Source organism: Terrabacter sp. Ter38 (assembly GCF_024519435.1).
In the GTDB taxonomy this organism is placed as follows: Bacteria; Actinomycetota; Actinomycetes; order Actinomycetales; family Dermatophilaceae; genus Terrabacter.
Genome location: NZ_JALJRZ010000002.1, coordinates 196,916 through 213,474 on the forward strand (window position 1 = coordinate 196,916; position 16,559 = coordinate 213,474).

Annotated in this window: 15 protein-coding genes; 5 read left to right on the forward strand and 10 right to left on the reverse strand. The window is 73.1% G+C overall.

The annotated features are described in order from the left end of the window. Positions 1–41: 41 nt before the first annotated feature. Entirely contained in the window at positions 42–1,439 is a 1,398-nt protein-coding gene (locus NR112_RS05830; protein ID WP_256793052.1) for a sigma 54-interacting transcriptional regulator, read from the reverse strand. Between the two features lie 68 nt (positions 1,440–1,507). Further along, positions 1,508–2,962 (reverse strand): NADP-dependent phosphogluconate dehydrogenase, encoded by a 1,455-nt coding sequence (gndA, locus tag NR112_RS05835; protein ID WP_256793053.1) that lies wholly within the window; start codon positions 2,960–2,962, stop codon positions 1,508–1,510. Between the two features lie 90 nt (positions 2,963–3,052). Between gndA and NR112_RS05840 the strand changes: the two genes are divergently transcribed. Further along, positions 3,053–3,937, forward strand: a complete 885-nt coding sequence (locus NR112_RS05840) for a DUF429 domain-containing protein (protein ID WP_256793054.1) — start codon at positions 3,053–3,055, stop codon at positions 3,935–3,937. A 146-nt stretch (positions 3,938–4,083) separates the two neighbouring features. Here the strand turns inward: NR112_RS05840 and NR112_RS05845 are convergent, their stop codons facing one another. The 5 genes from NR112_RS05845 to NR112_RS05865 form a co-directional block, all read right to left on the reverse strand. Next, positions 4,084–5,349, reverse strand: a complete 1,266-nt coding sequence (locus NR112_RS05845; protein WP_256793055.1) for an SGNH/GDSL hydrolase family protein — start codon at positions 5,347–5,349, stop codon at positions 4,084–4,086. 23 nt (positions 5,350–5,372) lie between these two features. Continuing rightward, complete coding sequence (locus tag NR112_RS05850; protein ID WP_256793056.1) at positions 5,373–6,197, reverse strand: SDR family oxidoreductase; 825 nt, start codon at positions 6,195–6,197, stop codon at positions 5,373–5,375. 123 nt (positions 6,198–6,320) lie between these two features. Continuing rightward, complete coding sequence (locus tag NR112_RS05855) at positions 6,321–7,229, reverse strand: alpha/beta fold hydrolase (RefSeq protein ID WP_256793057.1); 909 nt, start codon at positions 7,227–7,229, stop codon at positions 6,321–6,323. Further along, the gene (locus tag NR112_RS05860) at positions 7,226–8,464 is read right to left on the reverse strand and encodes an RNA polymerase sigma factor (protein WP_256793058.1); all 1,239 of its coding nucleotides are present in this window, start codon (positions 8,462–8,464) and stop codon (positions 7,226–7,228) included. The genes NR112_RS05855 and NR112_RS05860 overlap by 4 nt, the downstream gene beginning before the upstream one ends. Positions 8,465–8,477: 13 nt before the next feature. Beyond that, complete coding sequence (locus NR112_RS05865) at positions 8,478–8,873, reverse strand: YciI family protein (RefSeq protein ID WP_256793059.1); 396 nt, start codon at positions 8,871–8,873, stop codon at positions 8,478–8,480. 138 nt (positions 8,874–9,011) lie between these two features. On the opposite strand from NR112_RS05865, the gene NR112_RS05870 reads away from it, so the two are divergent. Next, positions 9,012–10,145, forward strand: a complete 1,134-nt coding sequence (locus NR112_RS05870; RefSeq protein ID WP_256793060.1) for a glycoside hydrolase family 76 protein — start codon at positions 9,012–9,014, stop codon at positions 10,143–10,145. An 81-nt stretch (positions 10,146–10,226) separates the two neighbouring features. Beyond that, positions 10,227–11,315, forward strand: coding sequence for a S9 family peptidase (locus tag NR112_RS05875; protein WP_256793061.1), 1,089 nt, complete (start codon positions 10,227–10,229; stop codon positions 11,313–11,315). Between the two features lie 20 nt (positions 11,316–11,335). Here the strand turns inward: NR112_RS05875 and NR112_RS05880 are convergent, their stop codons facing one another. The 3 genes from NR112_RS05880 to NR112_RS05890 all read right to left on the reverse strand — a co-directional run bounded on the left by NR112_RS05880 (position 11,336) and on the right by NR112_RS05890 (position 14,924). Next, positions 11,336–12,253: an amidohydrolase family protein gene (locus NR112_RS05880; protein ID WP_256793062.1), complete on the reverse strand. Its 918-nt coding sequence runs from the start codon at positions 12,251–12,253 to the stop codon at positions 11,336–11,338. A 232-nt stretch (positions 12,254–12,485) separates the two neighbouring features. After that, entirely contained in the window at positions 12,486–13,820 is a 1,335-nt protein-coding gene (locus tag NR112_RS05885; protein ID WP_256793063.1) for an aminopeptidase C, read from the reverse strand. 183 nt (positions 13,821–14,003) lie between these two features. Continuing rightward, the gene (locus tag NR112_RS05890; RefSeq protein ID WP_256793064.1) at positions 14,004–14,924 is read right to left on the reverse strand and encodes an NAD(P)/FAD-dependent oxidoreductase; all 921 of its coding nucleotides are present in this window, start codon (positions 14,922–14,924) and stop codon (positions 14,004–14,006) included. A gap of 81 nt (positions 14,925–15,005) precedes the next feature. Between NR112_RS05890 and NR112_RS05895 the strand changes: the two genes are divergently transcribed. Together NR112_RS05895 and NR112_RS05900 are read left to right on the forward strand one after the other, a co-directional pair. After that, positions 15,006–15,443, forward strand: coding sequence for a MerR family transcriptional regulator (locus NR112_RS05895; protein ID WP_256793065.1), 438 nt, complete (start codon positions 15,006–15,008; stop codon positions 15,441–15,443). Between the two features lie 88 nt (positions 15,444–15,531). Beyond that, positions 15,532–16,545, forward strand: a complete 1,014-nt coding sequence (locus tag NR112_RS05900) for an NAD-dependent epimerase/dehydratase family protein (protein ID WP_256793066.1) — start codon at positions 15,532–15,534, stop codon at positions 16,543–16,545. Positions 16,546–16,559 lie beyond the last annotated feature (14 nt).

The following is a 16,559-nucleotide window of genomic DNA, read 5'->3' on the forward strand; positions in this document are numbered from 1 at the left end:
GCTGACCAGCAGCCCACCGATCTGCGGCACGGCGACCCGGGTCAGGCCCCGTAGACCGTGCGGCCCGCGACGGAGTCCTTGTCGATGCGTCGCGTCAGGTGCAAGCCCTCGAGCACGAACTCGACGGCGGCAGCGACCTGTCCCGGTGTCGCGTCGTCACCGTGCCCGAGCCGGTCGAGCACCTTGGACAGGCCCGGCACCGGACCCACCTGCGCGAGAAGGTCGGCCCCCGGCACGAGCTCGCCGGTCTCCACGACGGCGCCCTCGGCGAAGAGGTTCGTGAAGCCGGTGAGGTCGAGGCCCGACAGGCGGGAGCGGTAGGTCTCGGCGACGGCGAGGCGCAGCAGGTGCGTCAGCACGTCGCGCTCCCGCCCCTCCTCCCCCATCTCGAACTCGACCTTGCCCAGCAGGGTGGGCACGACGGTGGGGACGTCGCAGACGCGCGCGACGGCATACGCCTCCCCGGAACGGGCGGCGCGGCGCAGTGCGGAGCCGGCCACGCCCTCGGCCCCCGCGATGGCGAACCGCGCCGAGACGCCGGAACGCTGGTCGACGGCCGAGGACTCGCGCAGCCCGCGGGTGAAGCGAGCGACGACCTCGAGGAGGTGCTCGGGCACGTCGGCGACGAGCGCTGACTCCTGCGCGATGAGGGCGACCTCGTCGCTGACCTCGGTCGGGTAGTGGGTGCGGATCTCGGCGCCGAAGCGGTCCTTGAGCGGCGTGATGATGCGGCCGCGGTTCGTGTAGTCCTCGGGGTTGGCCGTCGCGACGAGGAGGATGTCGAGGGGCAGCCGGAGCGAGTAGCCGCGGATCTGGATGTCGCGCTCCTCGAGCACGTTGAAGAGGGCGACCTGGATGCGCTCGGCGAGGTCGGGCAGCTCGTTGAGGCCGAAGATGCCACGGTTGCTGCGCGGCACGAGGCCGTAGTGCACCGTCTCGGGGTCGCCGAGCGTGCGGCCCTGCGCGACCTTGACGGGGTCGACGTCGCCGACGAGGTCACCGACGCTCGTGTCGGGCGTCGCGAGCTTTTCGGTGTAGCGCTCGCTGCGGTGGCGCCATGTGACGGGCAGGTCGTCGCCGAGCTCGGCAGCGAGCCGGCGGCAGCGGGTGCACGACGGCGCGTGCGGGTCGTCGCCGATCTCGCACCCCTCGACGACGGGGCTCCACTCGTCGAGCAGGCCCGAGAGCGTGCGCATGAGGCGCGTCTTGCCCTGTCCGCGCTCGCCGAGCAGGACGAGGTCGTGGCCCGCGAGCAGCGCCGTCTCGAGCTCGGGCAGGACGGTCTCCTCGAAGCCGACCATGCCCGGGAACGCGTCCTCGCCCGCACGCAACCGGGCGAGGAGGTTCTCCCGGATCTCGCTCTTGACGCTGCGGTGGACGTGACCGGTGGCGCGCAGCTCGCCGAGGGTGGTGGCACGGCCGGTGTCGGGGTGGGTCATTGCTTCACGCTACGTCCGACTCCCGACCCTGTCGAAGGGTGTCGAAGCCCCGTGGACCTGACGGGGCGTCAGCCGGCGGTCAGGGACTCTGCGCGGTCTCCGCCCCAGTCGGTGTGGAAGGTGCCCTCGCGGTCGACGCGTGTGTACGTGTGCGCGCCGAAGTTGTCGCGCAGGGCCTGGATGAGCGCAGCCGGCAGCCGGTCGCGGCGGAGGGCGTCGAAGTAGGCGAGCGACGACGCGAAGGCGGGTGCCGGGACGCCCCGCTCCGCCGACACGGCGACGACGCGGCGCCAGGCCTGCACCCCGTCGTCGATGGCGGCGGCGAACCACGGCGCGGTCAGCAGCGACTCGAGGTCGGGCTCGGCGGCATACGCCTCCTTGATGCGGTCGAGGAAGCGGGCGCGGATGATGCAGCCACCGCGCCAGATCGTCGCGACCTCACCGAGGTCGAGGTCCCAGCCGTGCTCCCGCGAACCGGCCGCGAGCTGGTCGAAGCCCTGGGCGTAGGCGACGATCTTCGAGGCGTAGAGGGCGGCGCGGACGTCGTCGACGAAGGCGTCGCGCTCGACGTCGCGCTGCGTGGCGGGGTCGAGGTCGGCGAGGTCCGAGAACGTCTCGCGCACCGCGGCGCGCTGGCTCGTGTGGCCCGACAGGCTGCGCGCGAAGGTGGCCTCCGCGATGCCCGTGACGGGGATGCCGAGGTCGAGAGCGCTCTGGACCGTCCAGCGGCCGGTGCCCTTCTGCTCGGCCGCGTCACCGACGACGTCGACGAACGGCTTGCCCGTCGAGGCGTCGGTGTGGGCGAGCACGTCGGCGGTCATCTCGATGAGGAAGGACTCGAGGTCACCCTCGTTCCACTCGCGGAAGACGTCGGCGATCTCGGCGGGCTCGAGCCCGAGGACGCTGCGCAGCAGGTCGAAGGACTCGGCGATGAGCTGCATGTCGGCGTACTCGATGCCGTTGTGGACCATCTTGACGAAGTGGCCGGCGGCGTCGGGGCCGAGGTGCGCGGCGCACGGCGTCCCGTCGACCTGCGCGGCGATCGACTCGACGACCGGGGCCAGGCGCTCGTAGGCGTGGTCGGACCCGCCGACCATGATCGAGGGACCGTTGAGCGCGCCCTCCTCGCCGCCGGAGACGCCCATGCCGACGAAGTGGATCCCCTGGTCGGAGAGAGCCTTCTCCCGGCGGAGCGTGTCGGCGAAGTGGGCGTTGCCGGCATCGACGACGATGTCGCCCTCGTCGAGCAGCGGCACGAGCTCGTCGATGACGGCGTCGGTGGGGGCCCCCGCCTTGACCATGACGATGATGGCCCGCGGCTTCTGGATCGCGGCCACGAAGTCCGAGGCCGTCTCGGCGCCGACGAAGTCGCCCTCGTCGCCGAACTGCTCGAGCAGGCTCGTCATCCGCGAGGTCGTGCGGTTGTGGACCGCCACCGTGTGGCCGTGCCGGGCGATGTTGCGGGCGAGGTTGCGACCCATCGTCGCGAGGCCGGTGACGCCGATCGTTGCGCGTGTCTCCATGCGAGCGGCAACCTCCGACGCGGCCGGTCCATTCCGAGGTGTCCACCCACCGGTCCCGACGCACCGCCGCCGATGGGGTTGAGTGGGGCGATGGAGACGGATGCGCAGCGGATCCGCGGTCTCGCCGACGGACTGACGACCGCCCTGGCCGGGCCGGTCGCCAGCAGCGGCGAGATCAGGACCGCCCTCGAGGAGAGTGTCGCGGCGCTGCGCCGGCTCGCCGACGTCGTCGAGCAGCACTCGGCGGCCGCCGCGACGTCCGGGCGCCCCGCTCCGGTCGAGGTCGTCGCGCCCGTGCTCGGTGTCGACGGGTGCACCGCCGGCTGGGTGGGCGCGCTGCTCGAGCCCGGCGCCCCCCGTCCGCGCATCCTCGTCGCTCCGACGATCGCCGAGCTCGTCGCCATGGTGCGCGAGTCGACCGGCATCCGTGTCGTCGGCGTCGACATCCCGATCGGCTTGCCGGACAGCACGATCCGCCAGGCCGACGTTCTCGCACGCAAGGCTCTGCCCCGCAAGGCGTCGTCGATCTTCTCGACGCTGACCCGGGCCGCCTACGGGGCGGCCACGCGCCCCGAGGCCGACGCCGTGAACCGCGACCTCGTCGGCCAGGGCGTCGGCGCCCAGGCGTTCGCCCTGCGCGACAAGATCGTCGAGGTCGACGCGTGGCTGCGCACGCGCCCCACCGTGACGGTGCTCGAGATCCATCCGGAGGTGTCCTTCGCGACGATGTCAGGCGCGCCGATCCTCGCGAGCAAGAAGACCGACGACGGACGCGACCAGCGGCTCGCAGCGCTCGCGGCCGCGGGCATCGCGCGCCCGTCCGTGCTCCGGGGTCAGGGGTATGCCGCGGACGACGTCCTCGACGCCTGTGCGGTCGCGTGGTCGGCCGCCCGCCATGCCGCGGGTCTGGCCCGCTCGATGCCCGACCCACCCGAGGTCTTCTCCGACGGCATCCCGGCCGCCATCTGGGCCTGAGCACGGCCCGCGCACAGCGATGCCCGACCATGGGCCATGCGGATCACCCTCGATGACCTCACCGGCCCGGCCGCTGTGTGCAGTAAGCGGCGTCAGGGCCCCGGCCGCTGCACACGGCACCACGACGCGACCGAGGCCCGCGGGGCTCAGCCGGTGACGGCGACCCGGAGGGCTCCGGCGGTCGCGTCCCAGCCGGGCTGGGTCGGGTGGACGAACTCGGCGACGTCACGGCCCGGCGTGCCGACGGGCACGAGCCACGCCTTCGAGTTGTCGGCGACGACGTGCGGGTCGAGACCGTGGACGCGGCCGCCCCAGGCCGCCTTGACGGTGTCGACGAAGTGGTACTGCGTCGTCGCGTCCTCCGCGTCGAGCTCGGCGATGCCGCGCGACTGCAGGCCGTCGCCGAGGCGCTGGAGGTCGTTGAGCGCCGTGCCGGCGTCGTACACCGGGGCGACCTCGGGGATGCCGTAGCTCTCGGTGTCGATGAGGAACGGGTAGCTGAGCAGGTAGACCTGCGCGTGCCCACCGGACCGGGCGACGACGGCACGCAGGGCCGCCTTGGTGCGGTCGACCATCTCGGGCGCCTTGGCCGTCGCCGCGTCCAGTGCCTGCTTGCAGCTCGACGGGTCGCGGAGGGTCAGGCAGTCGACGACGATCGTCGAGAAGCCGATGTCGTTGCCGCCGACGGTGACGAAGACGTAGTCGGTGTCGGGCGTGATCGCGTCGATCTGCGGCCGGGCGACGAGCTGGCACGAGACGGTACCGGTGTAGAGCCCGCCCACGCCGACTCCGGCGACGAAGGTGTAGCGGTAGGAGAAGTCGGGCTGGGACGGGACGCCGCAGAGTCGCTCGTTCTGCGCCCGGCGCAGCCACTCGGCCTTCTGCTCGGGGTAGCGGGCCGGGTCGATCGAGTACGTCGCGCTCTTCGTGGACGGGTCGCCGAGCTCGCGCGGCTCGAGGATGTCGGCGACGACCCCACCGCTGCACGCGACGTCGGTGTAGCTCGCGCCGATCGAGGCCGCGACCTGCGAGCCGTAGTTGTCGGGCGAGCGGTAGCAGCTGCGCTCCTCGTAGCTGCCCGTGCCGTTGCCGGCCGAGTAGGAGTCGCCCAGCTGGACGACGTGCGGCGCAGCGGTCGAGGCGGACGGGGCAGCGGCGGACGGGGCGGCCGCGGCTGACGGAGCGGTGGCCGCGCCGGCGGTGAGTGCTGCGGCCGTGGCGAGCGCCGCGACGAGGGCTGCGGCGGGGCGGGCAGGGCGGCCGGTGGGTGCGGAACGGGGCACGGCGGGACTCCTTCGTCCGGTGTCGGTCTCCGAGGAGAACGACACCGACACGACGGAGGTCACGCGGGCGCCGCGTGGCCGCCACCGCACGCGGCGGAGGTATGCCGTCACGGACGTGCGTGACGGCATACCTCCTCTGGTCGTGGCGGGGGTCAGCCCTGCGCGAGCTGGGACACGTCGTCCCACTTCTCCCACGTCTCGATCCGCGAGGCGTAGTCCGCCTTGGCGATCGAGAGCGGGGCCGCGCCGAAGAAGACGCGCAGCGGCGGCTCGTCGGCGTCGACGATCCTGAGCACCGCGGCGGCCGACGCCTTGGGGTCGCCGGGGCCCGACGTGTTGCGCGCCGCGCGCTCGCGGTGGGTGCGTTCGTGGATCTCGTCGTAGGTCGACGACGGCTCGGAGTGCTTGGCCGACGGGCCGGCCCAGTCGGTCGAGAAGCCTCCGGGCTCGATGAGCGTGACCGTGATGCCGAAGGGCGCGACCTCTTGGGCGAGCGACTGGCTCAGACCCTCGAGCGCCCACTTGGACGCGTGGTAGGCGCCGACGATCGGGAACGCCGAGATGCCGCCGATGGAGCTGACCTGGATGATGTGCCCCGATCCCTGCTCGCGCATGATCGGCAGGGCGGCCTGCGTCACCCAGAGCGCCCCGAAGAAGTTCGTCTCGAGCTGGTCGCGGACGTCGGCCTCGCTCAGCTCCTCGACGAAGCCGAAGTGGCCGTAGCCGGCGTTGTTGACGACGACGTCGAGCCGGCCGAAGCGATCGTGCGCCTGCTGCACGGCGGCGAAGTCCGCGTCCCGTTCGGTGACGTCGAGGGCGATCGGCAGCAGCCGCTCGCCGTAGGTCTGGACGAGGTCGTCGAGGGTGGAGGTGTCGCGGGCGGTCGCGGCGACGTTGTCGCCTCGCTCGAGTGCGGCGATCGCCCACTCGCGACCGAACCCGCGCGACGTTCCGGTGATGAACCACGTTTTCGTCATGCGCTCGACGCTATGACTTCGAGTGCACTCCAACGCAAGCCGGGCCGGTGCCAGGGACCCGCGTCGAGGTGATCGCGACACCGACCTGGCGCCCGCGATCACCTCGAACCGGCACGGCCAGGCTCAGGAGCGCCGCGCGGTCCGCGCCAGCCAGGCGAGCGCGTCCTCGGCGGTGCGGAGCACGGAGATGTGGCCGTCGAGCGGCTGGAGCCACAGGTCGGCGTCGGGGATGGCGCTCGCGAGCCACTGCCCGTGCGAGGCCGGCACGATCCGGTCCGCTCCACCGTGCACGACGAGGGTCGGCGCCGACACCGCGCCCGGCTCGAAGCCCCAGTCGGAGACGTACGCCAGGTCGTCGTCGATGAGGGCCGCGGGACCTGCAGCGAGGGCGGGTCCGACGACGGAGCCGAACCAGCCCCACGGCCCGGAGAAGGCCTCCCCATCGGCTTCCACGAAGCCGCTGTCGATCTCACCCTCCGGCACCTGTGCGGCGGCGGCCTCGTGCGCCTCCTTGGCCTCGCGACCAGCTGCCGCAGCGCGGAGGGAGGCCTCGCCGCCTGGCGCCATGCCGGCGAAGAACGCCAGCCCGGAGGCACGGAAAGGCGCGACCGCAGAGACGCTCACGACGGAACGTACCCGGTCACCGAGCAGTGCTCCCGACGCGAGGGCATGCGTGCCGCCGCCCGAGTGCCCCATCACTGCGAAGGTCGCCACACCGAGGTGGTCGGCGACGGTTGCGACGTCCCGCGCTGCCGAGGCGATGTCGCGGCCGGGTCGCGGCGTCGACCCGCCGTAGCCCGGCCGGTCGTAGGACACCCAGCGGATGCCGAGCCGGGCCGCGGCGTCGAAGAGCGGCCGGGGCGGTGCACCGATGTTGGGCGTGCCGTGGTGCCACACGACGACGAGCGGCTCGACGCCGAGCCCCTCGGCGTCACCCAGGGCGCCGGTGTCGTAGACATGGAGCACGTGCCCGTCGCCGAGGTCGACGTCGCTCTCGGTGACGGCGCTCGGGGCGGCTGGGGTGTCGCTCACAGGGCTTCGGCCTTTCGTCGGAGGTGGTCCTGCTCGGGGATGCTCGTCGTGAGGCGGGAGGCGAGCAGGTAGCTGTCGCGAGCCCCGGCGGCGTCACCCGACCTCTCGAGCAGGTGGGCGCGCACCGCGTGCAGCCGGTGGTGTCGGGCGAGCCGCTTGTCCTGCTCGAGGCCGTCCAGCACGGCGAGCCCGGCGGCAGGCCCCTCGACCATGGCGAGCGCGACGGCGCGGTTGAGCGTCACGACCGGCCCGGGCGCGAGCTGCTCGAGCAGCCCGTAGAGGGCCAGCACCTGCTCCCAGTCCGTCTGTGCCGCCGTCGGCGCCTCATCGTGCACGGCGGCGATCGCCGCCTGCACCTGGTAGGGCCCGAGCCGGGTCTGCGTCAGGGCGTCGGTCACGAGGGCGACGCCCTCCCGGATGTATGCCGTGTCCCACCGCGCGCGGTCCTGCTCGGCGAGCGGCACGAGCTCACCCGCGTCGTTCGTCCGGGCCGGGCGCCGAGCCTCGGTGAGCAGCATGAGAGCGAGCAGGCCGGCGACCTCGCCGTCGTCGGGCAGGAGGGCGTGCGCCTGGCGCGTGAGGCGGATCGCCTCAGTCGTCAGGTCGATCCGGTGCAGAGTGTCTCCGCCGCTCGTCGTGTGTCCCTCGGTGAAGACGAGGTAGAGGACGTGCAGCACCTCGCGCAGCCGCTCGGGCACGTCCTCGGGAGGCGGCATCCGGAACTCGGCACCCGACTCACGGATCCGCTGCTTGGCCCGGCTGATCCGCTGCGCCATGGTCGCCTCCGGCACGAGGAAGGCACGGGCGATCTGAGCCGTCGTCAGGCCGCCGACCGCCCTGAGGGTCAAGGCGATCCGTGACGCCGGGGGCAACACCGGGTGGCAGCAGAGGAGGAGGAGCGTCAGGGTGTCGTCGCGGTCACCCGGCCCGACGGCATACGGCGCGGGGGCGACGAGGTCGTCGGCCGGAACGCGACTCGCGTCCGCCAGCTCACGACGCTCCCGTGCCTCGTCGCTGCGCAGGCCGTCGATGAGGCGACGCGAGCCGACCCGGATGAGCCACGCCTTGGGGTCGTCCGGCACGCCCTCCTCGGGCCACTGCGCTGCCGCGGCCAGGAGCGCCTCCTGGGCGGCCTCCTCGGCACGGTCGAAGTCCCGGTAGCGACGCACGAGCGCCCCGATGACCTGCGGCGTCACGCTGCGCCACAGGTCGTCGGTCACCACGGATCCGCCCACGTCACCAGCCTTCTCAGAGGTCCTCGGCCGATCCGCCCATGAGCGGGCGCACCTCGACGGCAGCGAACCGGGCGTCGGGGAAGCGTCCCGCGATCTCTTCGGCCCGCTCGGGAGTCGCACAGTCGACGATGACGTAGCCGGCCATCTGCTCCTTCGACTCTACGAAGGGACCGTCGGTGACAAGGCTCTCGCCATCGCGCACCCGCACGCTCCGGGCCGTCAGCGGGTCCGCGAGCGCCTGCGCTGTCACTAGCTCACCCGACTCGCTGATCTCGCCCATGAGCTCCTCGAAGTCGCGCAGCATCCCGGCGCGCTCGTCGTCGGTCATGGCCGCGGCCTCGGGCGTGCGCAGGAAGATCGGGTGCCCCCACGACTGCGGGTGGCTCCAGATCATGAGCAGGTACTTCACGTCGACTCCTTCGTCCTGGCGCCGTCGTGGCGGCCGGTTCACGTCTCGTCAGGGACGTCGGAGCCGTGGCCGCGATCTCGACACCGCCACCGACCCTTCCACAGTCAGGTGCGGCGGGGGCCGCGGTAGCGTCGCAGCGTGTCCGCCGCCAGCCGCCCGACCGGTCCCCCGACGGCCCTCGACGAGCGCGCCGCCGAGGCCGAGCGGTCCGTCTCGTCGCTCTTCGCCGGGCGCCTCGGGCGTATGCCGCTGACGCACCTCGCGCGCATCGTGCACCCCGCGCCCCCCGGGTCACGGACGTTCGGCGGCCTGCGCGGAGCGTGGCACTACTGGTGGCAAGCGCACTACCTCGACGCCGTCGTCGACGCCGGCCTCCGTGCCCTGCGCACCGGCGACCCGGCCGGCGCGGACCTCCGGGCCCGCCAGGGTGACCGGCTGCTCGCGACGATCCGGCTGCGCAACCGGGTGCGATGGGTCAACGACTTCTACGACGACATGGCCTGGCTCGCGCTGGCCTCCGGGCGGCTGCAGGACCTGCACGACGAGATCGGGCGCACCGCGCGCGGCCGACGCCTCCGCTCGGCCGGCCGCCACCTCACGGCGCAGCTGCGGTCGGCGCACACGGACGACCTCGGGGGCGGCCTCTTCTGGAGCCGGGACCGCGACTTCAAGAACAGTCCCGCGACGGGCCCGGCCGCGCTGCACCTGGCCCGTCTCGGCGACACGGACGAGGCTCGCCGGCTCGTCGACTGGCTCTACGCGCGCCTGTGGTCGCTGGAGACCGGACTCGTGCTCGACGGCATCCGGCTCCTGGGTGGGGAGGAGGTGCTCGTCCCCGACGTGTGGTCGTACAACCAGGGCACGGTGCTCGGCGCGCTCGTGACGCTCGGGGACGACCAGAGCCTCGCGCGGGCGGCCGCGCTCGTCGCCGCGGTGGACGCGCGGCTGACGACCGAGGTCGGTGGCGCCCGGGTGCTTCGGACGCACGGCGGCGGCGACGGCGGCCTCTTCACCGGGATCCTCGTGCGCTACCTCGCGCTCGCCGCGAACGTCCCGGCCCTCGCCCCGGAGGCGCGGGAGACCGCACGGCGGCTCGTCACCGGCACGGCCGACGCGCTGTGGACCGGTCGCGGCAGCCTGCGGGTCGCGGGTCGGCGTGACCCGTCGGTCTTCCCCGTCGAACCCGCCGGACACGCGCCCGCGCCACCGCTCGAGCTGTCGCCGCAGCTGCAGGCCTGGACCGTCCTCGAGGCGGCCGCCGCGCTCCACTGACCGCGTCGGGAAGGTCTCGGATCGGGCACGAAGGCTGGGAGCGGGCTGGGAATCCCGCCTCCCACGGGTGAGACTCGAGACGTGCGCACCCCACGAGCCCTCGCCGTCGGCCTCAACGCCGCGCTGCTGCTCGGCGCCTGCTCGACCGGGGGGCCCACCGACGACCGAGGGGGCGGCACGACGGGAGCCGGCCCGACGGCATACGCCAGCGCGTCGAGCGCTCCGTCCCCGGCGCCCTCCACGACGGCAGCGGAGCAGACCCCGACACCCGGTCCGACCAGCACGCCGAAGCCCGCGCCCGATCCGGCGTCGATCGCGGCGCTCATCGCGATGCAGTACGACGGCGGCAACCTCCGGCTCGGGCGCGAGCGCGGCAGCACCGACGCGTACCGGCAGTACTTCGCGACCTACGAGAGCAACGGGCTGACGATCTCGGGGCGCATCAACATCCCGCGCGGCACGGGCCCGTTCCCGGCTGTCGTCCTCGCGCACGGCTACGTCGACCCCGCGGTCTACACGAACGGCGAGACCATGCTCCGCGAGCGCGACCACCTCGCGCGGCAGGGCTACGTCACGCTGCACATCGACTACCGCAACCACGCGCAGTCCGACACGGACCCGCGCAACGACGCCAACCTCCGAGCGGGCTACGCGGTCGATGCCATCAACGCCGGGCTGGCGCTCAAGAAGGCGCAGGTGGTCGACCCCGACCGCGTCGCGCTCATCGGCCGGTCGATGGGCGGCGGGGTCGTCTACACCGCCCTGGTCGTACGCCCGGGGCTCTTCCGCGCGGCCGTGGCCTACGCGCCGGTCAGCTCCGACACCGTCGACAACTTCGACAAGTGGGTGCGGCGCGACGCCTCCCGCTCGGGCGCGGCCCGCGCCGTCATCGGCCGCCTGGGCACTCCCGAGGCGAAGCCGGCGGCCTGGGCGGCGACGAGCCCGCGCACCTATTTCGGCCGCATCACCGAGCCGCTCCTCATCCACCACGGCACCGCCGACGAGGACTGCCCGCTGTCGTGGTCGCGCGAGTCCGTCGCGGCGCTGAAGGCCGAGGGCAAGGACGTCGAGCTGCGCATCTATCCCGGCGGGCGGCACACGCTGACGTCCCCGCAGTGGGACACCTCGATCCGCCGCACCGAGGCCTTCCTCGCCGAGCACCTGGGCTGACGCCGAGCGGGCTCGCCGGGCTACGTGGTAGGTAGGCCCAGCAGGCGGGCGCCGTTGTGCCAGAGCACGGCTCGCATCCAGTCGTCGCCGAGGTCGAGACGGGCGAGCGCGTCGACCTGGTGGGCGTAGGGGTAGGGGATGCTCGGGAAGTCCGAGCCGAGCACGACCCGGTCGCGCAGCCCGCCGAGACGGTCGACGTAGCCGTCCGGGAAGGGCGCGAATCGGTTCGTGAAGTCCGTGCCGCTCATCGTCGTGTCGAGGTGGACGCCGGCGAACTCGTCGGCGAGGTCGGCGAACTCGTGGTACTCCGGCATGCCGAGGTGGGCGACGACGAGGACGAGGTCGGGGTGCCTGCGCAGCACCTCACGCACCGCTCCCGGGCCGGTGTGGGTGCCGCGGATGGGCGCCGATCCGGCGTGGACGACGACGGGCACGCGGGCGGCCTCGAGCCGCACCCACGCCGGGTCGAGCCGGTCGTCGTCCGGGGTGAAGTCCCCGACCTGGACGTGGATCTTGAAGAGGCTCGCCCCCGCGTCCAGGGCAGCCGCCACCTGGTGACCCACGTCCGGCTCCGGGTAGAACGTCGCGCAGTGCACGGCGTCGGGCACCCTCCGGGCGAAGTCGGCACACCACTCGTTGAGCCACGTCGCCATGCCGGGCTTGTGCGGGTAGACGAGAGCCGGGATCGCCCGGAGCCCGAGAGCGCGCAGCGTCGCCAGACGCGTCGGCTCGTCGTCGCGGTACGTGATCGGCCACGGCGCGCCGTAGTGCGTCTCGGCGTCGTCGAAGTAGGCCCACACCTTCCGCTGCATGGCGTCGGGCAGGAAGTGCACGTGGACGTCGGCGAGCCCCGGCAGTCCGAGGGAGCGCACGTAGGCCGGCACGTCCGCGTCCGTCGCCGGGCCCGGCGTCGTGCGGGGCGGGTCAGAGGTCGTCATCGTCTGGCAGCGTAGGTCAGGCCGGTCGCCCTCGCCGGGGGGCGCTCAGTCCCGAGGCACGGTCAGGACGTCTCCGACCCACGAGCGGTCGTCGAGGCCGTCGAGCGCGGCGCCGGCGTGGGTCGCGGGAGCTCGGGGGCATGGCCCACCCAGTCCACCTCGCGCGCCCGCCGACGCAGAGCGCGCCGCCGCCTGACCGGCAGCGGCGCGCTCGACACGGAGCGGAAAGGAGTCAGCCGGCGAGAGCCCCCATCGGGTCCCAGGCGGGGAGGACGATCGGGTCGCGGGTCAGCGCCTCCTGCAGCTCTGCGGGCAGCGCGTCGCGGCGCACGGCGACCTCGAAGACGAACTCGGCGAACCACGAGTCGTTCATCGTCATGAAGCCCTTGTCGCCCTTCTCGGTGCCCCAGCTGTTCTCGACGCGCCAGCGACGCGGGACGTCGTCGAGCAGGTCGACGCCGGTGAAGAGCATGGCGTGCGTCATGAGGGACTCGTGGTGCAGCAGGCGGTCGGCCTTGCCGAGGCTCGGCTCCGTGCCGTAGATCGCGGCGCGGTCGAAGAGGCCGGCGTCCCAGAGGCCGAGGGTCGGGTTGGACATCTGGCCGGTGTCGCACCCGAACCAGACCGGCTCGCCGCCGACGATCGCCTGTGCCGCAAGGGACTTCATGAGATCCGGCTCGACGTTGAGGTAGGTGACTGGCGGCGCCCCGACGACGTTCCCGAGGTGCTCGACGGTGAACGTGCGCCCGTAGGGGCTGCTCGCGCGAGGGTCGTTGACGAGGCACACGTAGTCCTCGAGCGGCACCGTGACGTAGCGCTCGGCGAACTCGAGGGGCGTCATCGTGCCGTCGCGGTGGAAGCCGCCGTCGGTGTCCTTCCACTGCCACACGAACGACTCCGGCGGCGTGCCGAGGTGGATGCAGAGGAGCCGGTGGACCGTCGCGAGCACCTGCTCCTTGGCGTCCTGGAGGTCGTCGGCGTCTGCGCCGTCGGCTGCCCTGGCCCGCAGGTCACGGGCGGACTGGCGCAGGATCGTGCTGAGGTCGCGGTTCATCTGTCCGGTGTTGCTCGAGCTCTTCGTCTCGGGCATCGCGACCTTCGGCACCAGGCCGTGCTTGACGACGAGCGCGACGAACATGTTCCACTGCCCGCCGTCCTCGGCCGGCGTGGCGAGCAGGTGCGCCACGGTGCGGTCGTCGACGTCACGGTCGGACGTCGCGATGACGGACTCGAGCCAGTGGTTGGCCTTCTCGAACTTGTCCCAGAAGAGGAGGTGGTTCTGCGAGAACTCGAAGTCCTTGACCTTGAGCTTCTCGCGGGCGCTCGCGCGCAGCAGGTTGGTCCCGGCGAAGAGCCAGCACCGGCCGCTCTTCTCCTGGGAGGTCGCGGTCCAGTCGTCGAGGAGGTTCGAGACCGAGTGGTCGATGCCCGTCACCACCCGGCGGTCGAGCGCGATCTCGTCGACCGACGTCGTCGTGACGGCGTTCTGGAGCATTCGTGCGGTGGGGTCGGCCTCGAACGCCTTCGTGAGGCGCTCGACGAGGTCGGGGGCGAGGTCGCGCGGCATGGGCCACTCCTTCGAGCTTCTCGGGATCCCAACATCGTATGCCGCCCCGCCGGTCCCCACCCCGGCCCGGCTCCAGCACGCCCTTGGCAGCGCACGCACCGTCGTCGCGGATCTCGTCGGCGTGGTCGCTGTCGGCCGCCCTGCTCAAGTCATGAGCGGCCCCACCACTCACCGGGCCAGAGGTCAGGGCGCCATGAGGGCCATGATGGCCGCCGAGGCCGCGAGCTGGCCGGACGCCGCCGCAGCGACGACCGAGGCCATCGGCATCGGGTACGCGGGCAGGTGCGCCATGTCACCCGCACAGAGGACCCGCTCCCGGCTCGACCGGGCGAACTCGTCGACCCGCACGGCGCCGGACGGGTTGAGCTCGAGTCCCAGCTGCTCGGCGAAGGGCGCCGACTGGCTCAGCTCCGGCTTCACGAAGAGCCCGGCCACCTGCTCGGTCGTCCCGACGGGCACCTGCTCGCCGTCAGCACCCGCGAGCACCACGCGTACGCCCCCGCCGTGCCGCTCGGCCGAGACGACGCGCTCGGTGCGGACGGTGGTCCCCACGGGGAGACCGTCGGGCACGGCGTCTCCGTCGGTGAGCACGACGATCTCGGACGCGATGCGTCCGAGCAGGCCCGACAGGTGCGGGGCGATGGTCGCCCCGAGGATGCCGACACGCTGACCGCTGAGCTCGTGGCCGTGACAGAAGGGACAGTGCGCGACGAGGTCGCCCCACAACGCGTCCAGCCCGGGCACGGGCGGGAGGGTGTCACGGACGCCGGTGGCGAGGACGAGGGCCCGCGCCGTCACGGCCGTGCCGTCGGCCACGTGCAGCCGGAACAGCCCGTCGACCTCCTCGACCGCCTCGACGCGCTGCTCCCGCACGCTCACGGCGTCGTATGCCGTGAGCTGCTTTCGCGCGTCGGCGCGGAAGTCCGCCGGCGGAGTGCCGTCGTGGGCCACGACGTTGTGCATGTGGCTGACCCTGGCGTTGCGGTAGGTGCCGTCGTCGAAGAGGACGGCGTCGCGGTGGACGCGACCGAGGGTGAGTGCGGCCTGGAGGCCGGCGGGGCCTCCGCCGATGACGGCGACGTCGGTGTGCGTGCTGGCGCTCATGGTGGCTCCTTGGGGATCGATCCGGCGACGGCTCGGAAGGCTCTGTGCCTGTTGCGATCCAGCGTGTACCTTCATGTCGACATGAAGGCAAGAGGGCGCGACGAGACCTGGACCGTCGGAGAGCTGGCGGCACGCTTCGACCTGCCGACGAACGTGCTCCGCCACTGGGAGGCGGTCGGGCTGCTCACGCCGGAGCGCGACGTGTCCGGCTACCGGCGCTACGGCCGGGGCGACCTCGTCCGTGTCGCGGTCATCCTCCGCAACAAGGCGGCCGGCATGACGCTCGAGCAGGTCGGCGTGCTGCTCGACGGCGAGGCGGCCGGACGGCACGAGGTGCTCGAGGCCCACCTGCGCGACCTCGACGAGCGGGCCCGGTCGATCGAGCGGTCACGCGAGATGACCGAGCACGCACTGCGATGCAGGGCGCACGACATCGTCGCGTGCCCGCGCTTTTCGAAGCACGTCGCCGACCTGACCGACGGTCGCGCGGCGGGGTCACGCATCGACGACTGGGCGTAGGCACACGTCGCATCCTGACCCGCGCTGGTCTTACGTCGACAGCGAAGGGGCCTTGGCGCGGCGGCCTGCGCGGGCGAGGATCGTGCCCATGAGACTGCTCGTGCTCGGAGGCACCCACCACGTCGGCCGCGCGTTCGTCGAGGCTGCCCTCGCCCGCGGCGACGACGTCACGACGGTGAGCCGGGGCCTCACCGGCACCGCCGTCGAGGGCGCCGAGGCCCGCCACGCCGACCGCCTCGACCCCGACGCACTGCGCACGGCGCTCGGGGACGACGAGTGGGATGCCGTCGTCGACACGTGGTCGGCCGAGCCCGTCGCGGTGCAGACGTCGGCGCGGCTGCTCCGCGGTCGCGCCGGGCACTACACCTACATCTCGTCGTGCTCGGTCTACACGTGGCCCATCGCCCTGGGATCCGACGAGGGCGCGCCCGTCGTGGAGGGCGACCCGGCCTCGACGGACGCCTCCGACTACGCCGCGGCCAAGCGGGGCGGCGAGCTCGCCGCCCTGGCGGAGTTCGGCGGTGACGTGGCCATCGCACGGGCGGGCCTCATCCTCGGGCCCTACGAGATGGTCGGCCGGATGCCGTTCTGGCTCAAGCGGATCGCGGCGGGTGGGCGCGTGCCCGCGCCGGGACCCCGCGAGCGCCCGCTGCAGTACGTCGACTGCCGGGACATCGCGGGCTGGGTGCTCGGATCACGGCCGGTCGGCACCTTCAACATGGTGAGCGAGCCGGGTCACACGACGATCGGGGCGCTGCTCGACGAGGCGCGCACCGTGACGGGGAGTGACGCCGAGCTCGTCTGGCTCGACCCCGCTGCCGTCGAGGCGGCCGGGGTGCAGCCGTGGACCGAGCTGCCGATCTGGGTCCCGCCGACGGGCGAGCTCGCGGGCCTGCACGCCCTCGACACGTCGGCCGCCCGGGCGGCGGGGCTGCACTGCCGGCCGATGCCCGAGACGGTCGCCGACACGTGGGCCTGGCTGCAGCGCGAGGGTCTGCCGGAGCGGCCGACGAACCGCGGTGGCGGCCCGATGGACGCCGACGCCGAGGCCCGCCTCTGGGCCGCCCATGCCGCCCACGTCGCCGCCACCCGCACCCCCTGAGAGAGCCCGCCACC